Source organism: Pseudomonas sp. T8 (genome assembly GCF_024610635.1).
Lineage (GTDB): Bacteria > Pseudomonadota > Gammaproteobacteria > Pseudomonadales > Pseudomonadaceae > Aquipseudomonas > Aquipseudomonas chlororaphis_I.
Genome location: NZ_CP102374.1, coordinates 5,542,673 through 5,556,415, shown reverse-complemented (window position 1 = coordinate 5,556,415; position 13,743 = coordinate 5,542,673). Strand labels below are relative to the sequence as shown.

Here is a 13,743-nt window from a genome sequence, read left to right as displayed (position 1 = left end):
TCGTTCTACCTCAGCTTCAGGGTGGCAAGGCCGATCAACACGAGAATCACGGTGATGATCCAGAAACGGACGATCACGCGCGGCTCGGGCCAGCCCTTGAGTTCAAAGTGGTGGTGAATCGGTGCCATGCGGAATACACGGCGACCGGTCAACTTGAAGGAAGCCACCTGAATGACCACCGACAGGGTTTCCATCACGAACACACCGCCCATGATGAACAGGACGATTTCCTGACGAACGATCACCGCGATGGTGCCCAGGGCCGCGCCCAGCGCCAGCGCGCCGACGTCGCCCATGAAGACTTGTGCCGGGTAGGTGTTGAACCACAGGAAGCCCAGTCCGGCGCCGATCAGCGCGCCGCAGAACACAATCAGCTCACCCGCGCCTGGAACGTAAGGAATCAGCAGGTACTCAGCGAATTTCACGTTACCCGACAGGTAGCAGAAGATGCCCAGGGCACCGCCCACCATCACGGTCGGCATGATCGCCAGGCCGTCGAGGCCATCGGTCAGGTTGACCGCGTTGCTGGAGCCGACGATCACGAAATAGGTCAGGACCACGAAGCCAATGCCCAGCGGAATGCTGACGTCCTTGAGCATGGGGATCAGCAAGGTGGTTTCGACCGGGGTTTGCGCGGTGACATACAGGAAGATCGCCGCACCCAGGCCAAATACCGACTGCCAGAAGTACTTCCAGCGGCTAGGCAAGCCACGGGAGTTTTTCTCGATCACCTTGCGATAGTCATCGACCCAGCCGATGGCACCGAACAACAGGGTGACCAGCAACACCACCCACACATAACGGTTGCTCAGGTCGGCCCACAGCAAAGTGCTGATACCGATTGCCGAAAGAATCAGCGCGCCGCCCATGGTCGGGGTGCCCGACTTGGAGAGGTGCGATTGCGGACCGTCGTTACGCACGGCCTGGCCGATCTGACGGGTCTGCAAAGTGCGGATCATCCACGGCCCCAGCCACAAGGACAGCACCAGTGCAGTCAGTACCCCGAGAATCCCGCGCAGGGTCAGGTACTGAAAGACCGCGAAGCCTTTGTAGAACTGTTGCAGGTACTCCGCTAGCAGCAGCAGCATCAATGTTTCTCCGTGCTGGAACCACACAAAGCCACGACGATGTTTTCCATCACCGCGCTGCGCGATCCCTTGATCAAAATAGTGGTGTTTGTATCTTGCTCGGCGCCCAGGGCTGCGATCAGCTCGGCCTGGCTGGCGAAGTGTCGGGCGTGCTCACCGAAGGCAGCGACCGCGTGGGCCATCATTGGGCCCACGGCGTAGAGCGCCGACACCTTGCCGGCAGCATAAGCACCCACTTCGCGGTGCCCCTGCTCCGCCCAATCGCCCAACTCGCCGATATCTCCGAGCACCAGGACGGTGCGGCCGGAAAAGCCGGCGAGTATATCAACGGCCGCGCACATTGACGTGGGGTTCGCGTTGTAGGTGTCGTCGATGACCCGCATGCCGTTTTTCGCCAGCTGGGCAACGGTGCGGCCCTTGACCGGCTGCACCGCGTTGAGCCCGGTGGCGATGCCGAACAGCGACACGCCCAGGGCATGAGCGGCAGCCGCAGCGGCCAGGGCATTGGCCACGTTATGGGTACCCAGCAGGTTCAACTGGATCCGCTCGGAGCCGTTGCCAGCGTGCAGGGTGAAGTTCGGGCAGCCACGGGCATCACGCTGGATATCCGAGGCGTAAAAGTCGGCGGCATTGTTGGTCAGGGCAAAACTCAGCACCTGACGGCCGGCGGCGCGGGTTTTCCAGATCGGGAAGGCCTTGTCGTCGAGATTGAGCACGGCGATACCCGAAGCATCCAGCCCTTCGAGGATCTCGCCCTTGGCCTCAACGATTTTTTCCGGCCCGCCAAACTCGCCAACATGGGCGGTACCGGCGTTATTGATGATGGCGACATGCGGCTTGGTCATCGCCACGGTGTAGGCAATTTCGCCGATGCGCGAAGCCCCCAGCTCGATCACGGCCGCGGTGTGCTCCGGGGCCAGCTCCAGCAGGGTCAAGGGTGCGCCCAGGTCATTGTTCAGGTTGCCGCGCGTGGCGAGCACCGGCCCACGCGTACGCAGGATGCTGGCCAGCATTTCCTTGACTGTGGTCTTGCCGCTGGAGCCGGTAATCGCCGCGACAGGCTTGGTAAAAGCCGCGCGATTCAACGCTCCCAACTGGCCGAGCGCCTGCCGGGTATCGCTGACCAGCAACTGCGGCAGCGTGCTGTCTGGCACTTCGCGTTCGACCAGGGCACCGACGGCGCCTTTAGAAGCGACTTCATTCAGGTAGTCGTGCCCGTCGAAACGCGGGCCGGCCAGGGCAATAAAGAGCTGGCCCGGCTTGATCGCCCGACTGTCGATGCTCACACCATCGAAGCTGCAATCGCCAGCCAGCAGGCGACCCGCCAACGCTCCGCTCAGTTCACTGAGTTTCAGGGCCTTAAGCATGGGCCACCTCCCACGCAGTCAGCGCCCGGTCGGCTTCCACCAGGTCGGAGAAGTCGAGACGCACGCCGTTGATTTCCTGATAGTCCTCATGGCCTTTACCGGCCAGGACAATGACGTCATCCGCCGAAGCGCCGGCGATCAGCTGAGCGATGGCCAGGCCGCGACCGGAGACGAACTCGACCTTGTCCACCGCGCTGAAACCGGCGCGAATGTCGTCGAAAATCTGCGCCGGATCTTCCGTGCGCGGGTTGTCGTCGGTGACCAGCACACCATCGGCCAGGCGCTCGACCACTTCCGCCATCAGCGGACGCTTGCCGCGATCGCGATCGCCACCGCAGCCGAACAGACACAGCAAGCGGCCCTTGGCGTGGGGACGCAGGGCCAGCAGTACTTTTTCCAAGGCATCCGGGGTGTGGGCGTAATCGACCACCACCAGCGGTTGCGAACCACCGCCCAGGCGTTGCATGCGACCGGCCGGACCTTCCAGTTTCGGCAGCACCTGGAGGATTTCGTCGAGGGCGTAATCCAGGCCGAGCAAGGCACCGACAGCGGCCAGCACGTTGCTCAGGTTGAAACGACCGAGCAAGGTGCTGCGCAGATGATGCTCGCCCTGCGGAGTCACCAGGATTGCACGCACGCCTTCATCATCGAATTGCGCTTCGCGGCAGTACAGATAGGCCCGTGGGTCCTCGAGGCTGTAGGTAATCAGCCGCGAATCCTGCTCGTCACTGGCCAACAGCCGACCGAATTCATCGTCGAGGTTGATGACCCGGCAACCCAGGTCGGTCCAGCCGAACAGCTTGGCCTTGGTGGAGCCGTAGGCTTCCATGGTGCCGTGATAATCCAGATGGTCACGCGACAGATTGGTCAGCACCGCCACATCGAAAGCCAGAGCAGTAACCCGCCCCTGGTCCAGACCATGGGACGACACTTCCATCGCCACGGCTTTGGCACCGGCCTTTTTCAGGTCGGCCAGGGTGGCCTGCACGGCAATCGGGTTCGGTGTGGTGTGCATCCCGCTTTTCAGCGCGCCATAAAAACCGCTGCCCAGGGTGCCGACGATGCCGCAGTGTTGGCCCAGCAGGTCAAGCGCTTGCGCGACCAACTGGGTCACGCTGGTCTTGCCGTTGGTACCGGTCACGCCAATCAGGTTGAGATGACGACTCGGATCGCCATAAAAACGTCCGGCGATATCCGACAGCTGCGCCGCCAGGCCTTTGACCGGAATCAGCGGCACGTCGGTAATCGGCAGGACGGTCGAGCCTTCGACTTCATAAGCCACGGCAGCCGCACCGCGCTGCAAGGCATCGGCGATGTGCGCACGGCCATCGAACTTGCCGCCAGGAACCGCAAGAAACAGATCGCCGGCGCGCACATTGCGGCTGTCCAGGGTCAGTTCGCGGATCAGCAGATCACGACCAGCGTGGGCGAAAATCTTGTTCAGGCTAAGAGACATCAGCCGCGCCCTCCTTTAGCTGGTGCCGCATTGGCTTGTTGAGTAGGTGGCAGGTTGTCCGGCGAGATATTCATCAGACGCAGGGTGCCGGACATCACTTTGCTGAACACCGGTGCCGATACCAGGCCACCGAAGTAGCCGGCCTTGCTCGGCTCATCGATCACCACAACGATGGCGTAACGCGGATCGCTCATCGGGCCGAAACCGGCAAACAGCGAGCGGTAGGAGTTCTCGGCATAACCCTTGGTACCCACCGACGTCTTACGCGCGGTACCACTCTTGCCCGCCACGTGATAAGCCGGCACCTGGGCACGGAACACGCCACGCGGAGCCTCGATCACCTGTTGCAACATGCCTTGCATGGTCTTGGCGACCTTTTCCGGAATCACCTGGGTGGTTTCCGGAGTCTTGTCGGTTTTGATCAGAGTCAGCGGTGCGATGCGACCGTTGTTGGCCAGTGCCGAGAAGGCGTGAACCAACTGGATCGCGGTCACCGAGATGCCGTAGCCGTACGACAGCGTGGCGGTTTCGGCCTTGCGCCATTCGCGGTAATTCGGCAGGTTGCCGACACGTTCGCCCGGGAAGCCGAGGCCGGTATCCTGGCCGAGGCCAATTTTCTGGGCCAGACGGAAGATGGCTTCGCCGCCGATGTCGAAGGCGATCTTGCTCATGCCGACGTTACTGGAATTGATCAGAATCCCGGTCAGGTCGAGCACAGCACCTTCGGTCTTGGATACGTCTCGAATGGTGTATTTGCCGATCTGCAGCGTGCCCGGATACACCTCGACGGTGTCGCTCGGTTTCCAGCGGCCGGTCTCCAGCGCAGCGCTCATGGAGATGGCTTTCATGGTCGAGCCCGGTTCGAACACGTCGATCATGGCGCGGTTGCGCATCATCGCCGGCTGCAGGTTGCGACGGTTGTTCGGGTTGTAGGTCGGCTGGTTGACCATGGCCAGGATCTCGCCGGTCTTCACATCCATGATGACCAGGCTGCCGGCCTTGGCGCCGTTCTCGACGATGGCATTGCGCAGTTCGCGGTTGGCGAGGTATTGCAGGCGCAGGTCAATCGACAACGCCAAGGGCTTGCCGGCCTTGGCGTTTTTGGTGACCTGGACATCCTTGATCAGTCTGCCGCGCCGATCCTTGATGACCTGGCGCTTGCCCGGGACCCCGGCCAGCCATTCGTCATAGGCCAGTTCGACCCCTTCGCGCCCGCGGTCGTCGATGTCGGTAAAGCCGACCATGTGCGCGGTCACTTCACCGGCCGGGTAGAAACGCCGAAACTCTTCGATACCGTAGACCCCCGGCACCTTGAGATCGAGAACCTGCTGGCCCTGCTCGGGCGTCAGGCCACGCACCAGGTAGATGAACTCTTTATTGGCTTGTGCTTCAAGGCGCTCGGCCAGCGCTTTAGGGTCTTGCCCCAAGGCAGCAGCCAGTGCCGGCCACTTGTCCTTGGCCAGTTGCATTTCCTTGGCGTTGGCCCACAGGGTGGTCACAGGCGTACTGACCGCCAGCGGCTCGCCGTTACGGTCGGTGATCAGGCCACGGTGAGCCGGGATCGGGATATGCCGAACGCTGCGCGCGTCGCCCTGCCCCTTGAGGAAGTCGCGATCGACGACCTGCAGATCGATGATGCGCCAGGCGATCGCCGCCACCATGACGCCGAGCAAGCCCAGCACCAGGCGGAACCGCCAGGGAAAGAGTGCGCCTTCAAGCTTCATCATGGCGCCACCATCTGGACTTCGGCCGCGCCAGGAATACGCATTTTCAGTTGTTCGGTGGCCAGCACTTCGATCCGGCTATGGGCAGTCCAGGTGCTTTGCTCGAGAATCAGCCGCCCCCACTCCGCTTGCGCCTTGTCGCGCACACTCAACTCGCCGTACAGCGTATTGAGCAGTTGACGATTCCAGTGCGCGCTATAGGACACCGCAATCGCGGACACCAGAACGCCGATGAACAGCAGAAGCATGAAAAAGCTTCCGCCTGGAAGTGGCTTGGCGAAGAGCTTGCTCACCGCAGCTTCTCCGCAACGCGCATGACAGCACTACGGGCACGCGGGTTGGCTTTGAGTTCGGCATCGGAGGCCGTCTGCGCTTTGCCATGGATTTTGATTTTCGGCTCGAAAGCCACGTGGCGAACCGGCAGATTGCGAGGCAGGTTGTCCGCCTCGCCCTTCACCAGCTTGCGCATGAACAATTTGACGATGCGATCTTCCAGGGAATGGAAGCTGATCACCACCAGGCGACCGCCCACTTCGAGAGATTCCAGCGCCGCTTCGAGGCCGGCCTCGAGATCGCCCAGCTCGTTGTTGACGTGAATGCGCAGCCCCTGGAATGCGCGGGTAGCCGGGTTCTTGCCCTTTTCCCACGCCGGGTTGGCGACCTTCAAGACCTCCGCCAGGTCGGCGGTGCGCTCGAACGGCTTGATGTCGCGGCGCTCAGCCACGGCGCGGGCCATGCGACCGGAGAAACGCTCTTCGCCGTATTCCTTGAACACACGGGCGATTTCTTCCACCGGAGCGGTGTTGACGAACTCCGCCGCGCTGATGCCGCGGGACGGGTCCATGCGCATATCCAGGGGACCGTCATTGAGAAAACTGAAGCCGCGTTCAGGATCGTCGAGCTGCGGCGAAGATACGCCCAGGTCGAGCAACACACCGCTGACCTTGCCATCCAGGCCACGCTCGGCCACTTCCGAACCCAGCTCGGCAAAGCTGCGCTGCACAACGACAAAGCGGCCGTCTTCGGCCGCTAGCGCTTGCCCGGTGGCAATCGCTTGAGGATCTTTGTCGAATCCGAGCAGCCGGCCATCCGGCCCGAGCTTGCTGAGGATCAAACGACTATGACCGCCGCGACCGAAGGTGCCATCCAGATAGCAGCCATCAGGACGTACGGCGAGAGCCTCGACGGCTTCGTCAAGCAGTACGGTGATGTGGTTAAAGCCGCTATCAATAGTCACAGGATCAAATCACGCAGTTCATCAGGCATGGCGCCCGGTTGTTGAATAGCTGCCAGGTCCGCTGCAGAAACAGCATTCCAGGCATCCTCGTCCCACAGTTGGAACTTGTTCAGTTGGCCTACCAACATTGCGCGCTTATCCAACTTGGCATATTCGCGCAGACGTGGCGGAACCAGAAAACGACCACTGCCATCGAGTTCGAGGTCGACGGCATTACCAATCAACAAACGCTGCAAGCGACGGTTTTCTTCACGTAGCGAAGGCAGCGCGCGCAGCTTGGTTTCAATAATTTCCCACTCATCGAGGGGGTAGACACACAAACACGGATCAACGGCATCAATAGTGACGATAAGTTGCCCGGAACTACGCGAAACGAGCTCGTCACGGTACCGGCTCGGCATGGCGAGACGGCCCTTTGCGTCGAGACTGATAGCGTTAGCTCCGCGAAACACGTCAGCGTTTCTCCAAATTTTAGCGTTTTACGTCCAAAAAACCCACTTCATGCCACTTTCCGCCACTTGCGCACACTATAGGAATGCGCCCACCACACCGTCAAGGCACGGAGCGACGGAAAAGCCTTATAGAACGGAGATTTAGGAGACTAAAAGGAGGGGTAACGGGAATTTGGCGAAGGATTTGGCGCAATAACTTCAATCAGCTCAAGGAGCTGTATCGCGAAGTTAAAGTAATTTGTTAAGAGTAAGATCTTTTCGGTATTACAAAAGCGCTTCTGCTATTGATTCAAGCAGGGAGGGAAAAGGTGGAGAGTCGATCTGTAAGCCGGGTTCTGTCGAGGACAGTCATTCCTCTACGATGGCCATCACTGGACATCTTTAGCAACCTACCCGGTTCCAGCGCGGGCCACGCCTTGGAACCCTATTTGGTCTTGCTCCGAGTGGGGTTTACCTAGCCACGAACTGTTGCCAGACGTGCGGTGCGCTCTTACCGCACCTTTTCACCCTTACCGGCACCGAAGTGCTTAGGCGGTTATTTTCTGTGGCACTTTCCGTAGGCTCGCGCCTCCCAGGCATTACCTGGCACTCCGCCCTATGGAGCCCGGACTTTCCTCCCCCCTCTAATTTTCATAGAGGGCAGCGACTGTCCAATCGACTCTCCGCCGCGCAGGTTAACGGCAGAGCGGCGGAAGAACAAGTGATAAAAGCCTTTTGCCATTCCGCCGATCGCGTTTACTCGCCTTTCTGTTTATCCAGCGCCGCCTGATAGAGAACATTCTTGCGCACGCCGGTAATTTCCGCCGCCAATGCCGCAGCCCGCTTGAGCGGCATCTCCTTGAGCAGCAGATCGAGAACTCGCATTGCCTCACCGCTTACGGCCTCGTCGCTCTCCGGCGCCGACCACCCCGCCACCAGCACCACGCATTCGCCGCGCTGCTGATTGCTGTCCGCCTCGACGAAAGCGCGCAACTCCGAAAGCGGCAAGCCCTTGAGGGTTTCAAAGGTCTTGGTCAGTTCCCGCGCCAGCAATGCCGGACGCTCACCACCAAACACCAGCTCCATATCCTGCAGGCACTCGAGAATGCGGTGTGGCGCCTCATAGAAAATCAGCGTGCGCGGCTCTTCCTTTAATAGCTCAAGACGCCCGCGCCGCCCTACCGCCTTGGCCGGCAGAAACCCTTCGAAGATAAAACGATCGGAAGGCAGCCCCGCCGCCGACAAGGCCGCAATCAGAGCGCAAGCCCCAGGAACAGGAACGACATTGATTCCCGCCGCCCGCGCCTGACGTACCAAGTGGTAACCCGGATCGGAGATCAACGGCGTGCCCGCGTCGGAAATCAGCGCAACACTGTCTCCCGCCAACAGACGGGTCAGAAAGCGGCTGCCTTCATCCCGCTCGTTATGTTCATGGCAGGCGGCCAGCGGCGTGGAAATCCCGAAGTGCTGCATCAAGCGCTGCGAGTGACGCGTGTCCTCGGCGGCGATCAACGCCACCTCACGCAAGATCTTCAAGGCCCGGGCACTGATGTCGTCCAGGTTGCCGATGGGCGTCGCCACCACATAAAGCGAGCCAGCAGCGGAATTCAAAGGACCTGGAGCAGTCAAAGCGCACACCTCTTGATCGGTAAAACCGACATTGTAGCGCGTAGATGCCTTCGGAATGCGTGTCGCAGGCACCTCGCACCTGCGACAACACCGGCCATTCTAAAGCGCTGCAACATTTGCACGACCTAAAATAGACGGTTTATTGCCAGTAAGATCGCGCCCCGGCCAGTGCTTGGGTACAATTCCACGCTAATTTGATCGAGTATCAGGAACACTTACATGATCGCTTGCCTGCGGCTGTTCTCTGCCTTATGCCTTGCTGCCCTCCTGGCAGCTTGCGCCAGCTCGCCCTCCTCCAGCCTTGGCGAACTTCCACGGACCCCGGATGCCAGCATCGAGCAACTGCTCGAACAGGCCGCCAACAGCAAAACACCCGACAAGGCAGCCCTGCTGCGCTTGAGCGCTGCCGACCTGGCCTATCGCCAGGGCAACGCCGGCCAGGCCGCGCAAATCCTGCAACAAGTGCCAATGGAGCAACTCAAGCCCGGCCAGCAGGTTTTCGCCAGCACCCTGGCGGCCGAACTGGCCATGACTCGCAACCAGCCAAAGGCGGCCCTGACTGCCCTGAGCCACCCGAGCCTGCAACGCCTGAGCGAACTGCCGGAAGAGCAGCAGATCCGCACCGGCACCATCCATGCTCGCGCACTCGAGGCCGACGGCCAGGCTCTCGCCGCAGCACGGGAGCGCATCTTCATTGCACCATTGCTCAAGGACGACGCCGCGAGCAAGAACCATGAAGCCATCTGGGCATTGATTGCCAGCTTGCCGACCGATCAACTGCAAGCCGTCAGCAACGACGACCTCGGCGGCTGGATGAGCCTGGCATTGGCAGTGAAGACTGCCGGTACCCTGGAACAACAGCAGGCCGCCATCGACAACTGGCGCGCACAGAACCCCAAGCATCCGGCCGCCATTCAACTGCCGCTGCCACTGACCAAACTCAAGGAACTGGCCAGCCAGCCGCTGTCCAAGATCGCCCTGCTGTTGCCGCAGGACGGCCCGCTGGCTGCGGTCTCCAAGGCCCTGCGCGACGGTTTCATGGCCGCACACTATCAGGCCCAGCAAGCCGGACAGAAACCACCCAGCATCGAGTTCTACGACAGCTCGCGCCTGACTTCGCTGGATGACTTCTACCGCAAGGCCCAGGCTGATGGCGTGCAACTGGTCGTCGGCCCGCTGGAAAAACCGCTGGTCAAACAGCTCGCCGCACGCCCGCAACTGCCTATCACCACCCTGGCGCTGAACTACAGCGAAGGCGAGCAAGGCCCGGCGCAACTGTTCCAGTTCGGCCTGGCTGCCGAAGACGAAGCTCGCGAAGTCTCCCGTCGCGCTCGCGCCGATGGCCTGCACCGCGCCGCTGTCCTGGTGCCACGCGGCGAATGGGGCGATCGTGTGCTCAAGGCTTTCCGTCAGGACTGGGAAAGCAACGGCGGTAGCGTGGTCGGTATCGAACGCGTCGATCAGCCGGTGGCCCTGGCCCAGCAGATTGCCGACCTGTTCCAACTGCGCCAGAGCGAAGCTCGCGCCAAGAGCCTGCAGAACGCCGCCGGCACCCAGGTGGCCGCACAACCTTCGCGCCGCCAGGACATCGAGTTCATTTTCCTGGCGTCCACACCGCAACAGGCACAACAGATCAAGCCGACCCTGAACTTTCAGTACGCTGGCGATGTACCTGTCTATGCCACCTCCCACGTTTTCAGCGCCAACGGCGACCAGAACCAGTACAACGACATGAACGGCGTACGCTTCTGCGAAACGCCTTGGCTGCTGGACGCCAATGACCCGCTGCGCCGGCAGGTCGCCGCGCAGTGGCCACAAGCCGGTGGCAGCCTGGGCCGACTGTATGCGATGGGTGCCGACGCCTACCGACTGGCGCCACGCCTGGGGCAACTCAAGGCGCTGCCGGACAGCCGCATCGAAGGCCTGTCGGGCAGCCTGACCATGAGCCCGAGCCAGCGCGTTCAACGCCAGTTGCCATGGGCCGAGTTCGTCAGCGGCCAGATCACTCGCCTGCCCGACACCCAGCGTTAATGCCACAACGATCACGCCAGCAAAGCGGTCAGGATGCCGAAGCCCAAGCGCTCCGGCATCTTGAACAACAGGGGCTGCGCCTGCTGGCGCAGAACTGGTTGTGCAAACGCGGCGAGCTTGATCTGGTCATGCTTGACGGCGATACAGTAGTATTCGTCGAAGTCCGCTACAGACAACACACGCAATGGGGTGGCGCACTGGGCAGTATCGACGCACGCAAGCGTCAGAAACTGATACTCGCCGCACAGTTTTTCCTGCAGCGCGAGTCGCGCTGGTCCAACCACCCTTGCCGTTTCGATGTGGTCGCCATAGACAGCGCCCCAGGCACGACAACTCATTTGAACTGGCTACGGAATGCCTTTGAAAGCTGATCGACGCTCTCGGGCCGAGCCGGACATTTTCACTCAACATTTTTGCTCTTTGCTTTGCGGGCAGCACATTCATGTGCCAGAAAGCCGCGCTACTTAAGGTCACACAGATGGACATGCAATCCCGAATTCGCCAGCTTTTTCAGGCCAGTATCGACACCAAGCAACAGGCGATGGACGTACTTGCACCGCACATCGAGCAAGCCAGCCAGGTCATGGTCAACGCCCTGCTCAACGAAGGGAAAATGCTTTCCTGCGGCAACGGCGGCTCGGCCGGCGATGCCCAGCACTTTTCTTCCGAGCTGCTCAACCGTTTCGAGCGCGAGCGCCCGAGCCTGCCAGCCATTGCGCTGACCACCGACAGCTCGACGATCACCTCGATCGCCAACGACTACAGCTACAACGAAGTCTTTTCCAAGCAGATTCGCGCCCTGGGCCAGCCCGGCGACGTCCTGCTGGCGATTTCCACCAGCGGCAACTCAGCGAACATTATTCAAGCGATCCAGGCCGCACATGATCGCGAAATGATTGTCGTAGCATTGACCGGTCGCGATGGCGGCGGCATGGCATCCCTGCTATTGCCGGAAGATGTCGAGATTCGCGTACCGGCCAACGTCACTGCACGCATCCAGGAAGTCCACCTGCTGGCGATCCACTGCCTCTGCGACTTGATCGACAGCCAACTGTTCGGGAGTGAAGAATGACCCCTAATCGCCTTGGCCTACTGGCCCTGACCCTAGCCTTGAGCATCAGCGGTTGCAGCTCGGTGATTACCGCCACCCGCGAAAGCCCGATCGAAGATGACCGCGGCACCCGCACCTTCGGCAGCAAGATCGATGACTCATTGATCCAGACCAAAGTCGAAGTGAACGTCGCCAAAGCCAGCCCGGACCTGGACCACAATTCACACATCGTGGTGACCAGCTTCAATGGCATCGTCCTGCTGGCTGGCCAGACCCCGCGGGCCGACCTCAAGACACTCGCCGAGCAGGCCGCCAGCGCCGTGCAACGAGTGAAGAAGGTCCACAACGAACTGCAGGTTCTGCCGCCTTCCTCCCTGCTGGCCCGGCAGAACGATGCCTGGCTGACCACCAAGATCAAGACCCAGATGCTGACCGACGCCAGCATTCCAGGCTCGCGCATCAAGGTCGTGACGGAGAACGGCATCGTCTACCTGATGGGCCTGCTGACCCAACAGGAAGCCACCCAGGCGACCAACCTGGTACAGGGCGTTTCCGGCGTGCAGAAAATCGTCAAACTGTTCGAGTACATCGACTGATGTAGGCGAAAGGTACATGCACAAAAAAGGCGATCCGGATGGATCGCCTTTTTTATTACTTCACGACCTTCAGACTGGGTCGGCCGCTTGGACGCGGCGGCTCGTTATCCGGTGGCGGGATATCATCATCCGGCTCGATTTCATCGTCCTCGTCATCCACGGGCGACTCCAGATCGAACACCATACCCTGACCATTCTCCCGGGCGTAAATGCCCAGGATCGCCGGCACAGGGACGTACAAGCTATGCGGGACACCACCGAAGCGCCCCTCGAAAGTCACCACCTCGTTATCCATGTGCAGATGGCGCACGGCACTCGGCGAAATATTCAGGACGATCTGTCCGTCACTGGCGAAACCCTGAGGCACCTGCACCGCCGGGTATTCGGAATTGACCAGCATATGCGGGGTGCAATCGTTGTCCACAATCCACTCGTAGAGCGCGCGGACCAGATAAGGTCGACTGGAGTTCATAGCGGCTCCTTAAGCCTTAGCGCATGTCGCGTTCGACGCCAGACAGACTTGCCTGGAACGTCTCACGGGCGAACTGGCGCTCCATATAATCAAGCAACGGCTTGGCTTGCCGTGGCAATTCAATACCCAGAATCGGTAATCTCCAGAGTATTGGTAATAGGCAGCAATCCACCAGACTTTGTTCCTCACTGAGGAAAAACGGCTTCTCCGCGAACAGCGGCGAAACCCCGGTCAGGCTCTCACGCAGCTCTTTACGCGCCTGAGCCCGAGCCGCTTCCTTGGTCCGGGAATCCAGGATCAGGTCCACCAGCCCACACCAGTCACGCTGGATCCGATGGATCAGCAGACGGCTGTTGGCACGCGCCACAGGGTAAACCGGCAGTAGTGGCGGGTGCGGGTAACGCTCATCCAGATATTCCATCACCACGGTCGACTCCCACAACGCCAGGTCACGATCGACCAGGGTGGGCAGACTGCCGTAAGGGTTCACTTCGATCAGCTTCGGCGGCTGACGCCCCGCCTCCACACTGATGATCTCGGCGCTGACACCCTTCTCTGCGAGCACGATACGTACCCGGTGGGAATAGTGGTCGGCGGGGTCGGAGTAACAGGCCAACCGATTGGTCACGCCCATGGCGGTCCTCCTCGCTTGTTGAAATTA

The 13,743-nt window shown here is 60.8% G+C and carries 14 protein-coding genes and 1 other RNA gene; 4 read left to right on the top strand and 11 right to left on the bottom strand.

The window, feature by feature from the left end:
• Window positions 1-5 precede the first annotated feature (5 nt).
• The 9 genes from mraY to rsmI all read right to left on the bottom strand — a co-directional run bounded on the left by mraY (window position 6) and on the right by rsmI (window position 8,914).
• On the bottom strand, window positions 6-1,088 hold the full coding sequence (gene mraY / locus NRG23_RS25255; protein ID WP_007928475.1) for a phospho-N-acetylmuramoyl-pentapeptide-transferase: 1,083 nt from the start codon (window positions 1,086-1,088) through the stop codon (window positions 6-8).
• Window positions 1,088-2,455, bottom strand: coding sequence for a UDP-N-acetylmuramoyl-tripeptide--D-alanyl-D-alanine ligase (gene murF / locus NRG23_RS25250; protein WP_257372696.1), 1,368 nt, complete (start codon window positions 2,453-2,455; stop codon window positions 1,088-1,090). Before murF ends, mraY begins: the two co-directional genes overlap by 1 nt.
• Entirely contained in the window at window positions 2,448-3,911 is a 1,464-nt protein-coding gene (locus NRG23_RS25245) for a UDP-N-acetylmuramoyl-L-alanyl-D-glutamate--2,6-diaminopimelate ligase (protein WP_257372695.1), read from the bottom strand. Before NRG23_RS25245 ends, murF begins: the two co-directional genes overlap by 8 nt.
• Complete coding sequence (locus tag NRG23_RS25240) at window positions 3,911-5,635, bottom strand: penicillin-binding protein 2 (protein WP_164485390.1); 1,725 nt, start codon at window positions 5,633-5,635, stop codon at window positions 3,911-3,913. The genes NRG23_RS25245 and NRG23_RS25240 overlap by 1 nt, the downstream gene beginning before the upstream one ends.
• Window positions 5,635-5,928: a cell division protein FtsL gene (gene ftsL, locus NRG23_RS25235; RefSeq protein WP_009050721.1), complete on the bottom strand. Its 294-nt coding sequence runs from the start codon at window positions 5,926-5,928 to the stop codon at window positions 5,635-5,637. The genes NRG23_RS25240 and ftsL overlap by 1 nt, the downstream gene beginning before the upstream one ends.
• Window positions 5,925-6,872 (bottom strand): 16S rRNA (cytosine(1402)-N(4))-methyltransferase RsmH, encoded by a 948-nt coding sequence (rsmH, locus tag NRG23_RS25230; RefSeq protein WP_009050722.1) that lies wholly within the window; start codon window positions 6,870-6,872, stop codon window positions 5,925-5,927. The genes ftsL and rsmH overlap by 4 nt, the downstream gene beginning before the upstream one ends.
• Complete coding sequence (mraZ, locus tag NRG23_RS25225; RefSeq protein ID WP_003205355.1) at window positions 6,869-7,324, bottom strand: division/cell wall cluster transcriptional repressor MraZ; 456 nt, start codon at window positions 7,322-7,324, stop codon at window positions 6,869-6,871. The genes rsmH and mraZ overlap by 4 nt, the downstream gene beginning before the upstream one ends.
• A gap of 308 nt (window positions 7,325-7,632) precedes the next feature.
• Window positions 7,633-7,986: RNase P RNA component class A (gene rnpB, locus NRG23_RS25220), an RNA gene on the bottom strand.
• Window positions 7,987-8,059: 73 nt separating this feature from the next.
• Entirely contained in the window at window positions 8,060-8,914 is an 855-nt protein-coding gene (gene rsmI / locus NRG23_RS25215; RefSeq protein ID WP_162096448.1) for a 16S rRNA (cytidine(1402)-2'-O)-methyltransferase, read from the bottom strand.
• A 237-nt stretch (window positions 8,915-9,151) separates the two neighbouring features.
• Here rsmI and NRG23_RS25210 point away from each other — a divergent pair, with 237 nt between their 5' ends.
• From NRG23_RS25210 to NRG23_RS25195, 4 genes are all read left to right on the top strand, one after another.
• Window positions 9,152-10,963 (top strand): penicillin-binding protein activator, encoded by a 1,812-nt coding sequence (locus tag NRG23_RS25210; RefSeq protein WP_009050724.1) that lies wholly within the window; start codon window positions 9,152-9,154, stop codon window positions 10,961-10,963.
• Window positions 10,963-11,334, top strand: coding sequence for a YraN family protein (locus NRG23_RS25205; protein ID WP_007928464.1), 372 nt, complete (start codon window positions 10,963-10,965; stop codon window positions 11,332-11,334). Before NRG23_RS25210 ends, NRG23_RS25205 begins: the two co-directional genes overlap by 1 nt.
• A 107-nt stretch (window positions 11,335-11,441) precedes the next feature.
• Window positions 11,442-12,035 carry a phosphoheptose isomerase gene (locus tag NRG23_RS25200; RefSeq protein WP_007928463.1) on the top strand — a complete coding sequence of 198 codons (594 nt, stop codon included), beginning with the start codon at window positions 11,442-11,444 and terminating at the stop codon, window positions 12,033-12,035.
• Window positions 12,032-12,610, top strand: coding sequence for a BON domain-containing protein (locus NRG23_RS25195; protein WP_009050725.1), 579 nt, complete (start codon window positions 12,032-12,034; stop codon window positions 12,608-12,610). Before NRG23_RS25200 ends, NRG23_RS25195 begins: the two co-directional genes overlap by 4 nt.
• Window positions 12,611-12,665: 55 nt before the next feature.
• Here NRG23_RS25195 and NRG23_RS25190 read toward each other — a convergent pair whose 3' ends face one another.
• On the bottom strand, window positions 12,666-13,082 hold the full coding sequence (locus NRG23_RS25190; protein ID WP_007928461.1) for a ClpXP protease specificity-enhancing factor: 417 nt from the start codon (window positions 13,080-13,082) through the stop codon (window positions 12,666-12,668).
• A 16-nt stretch (window positions 13,083-13,098) separates the two neighbouring features.
• Window positions 13,099-13,716: a glutathione S-transferase N-terminal domain-containing protein gene (locus NRG23_RS25185; protein ID WP_007928460.1), complete on the bottom strand. Its 618-nt coding sequence runs from the start codon at window positions 13,714-13,716 to the stop codon at window positions 13,099-13,101.
• Window positions 13,717-13,743: the final 27 nt, after the last annotated feature.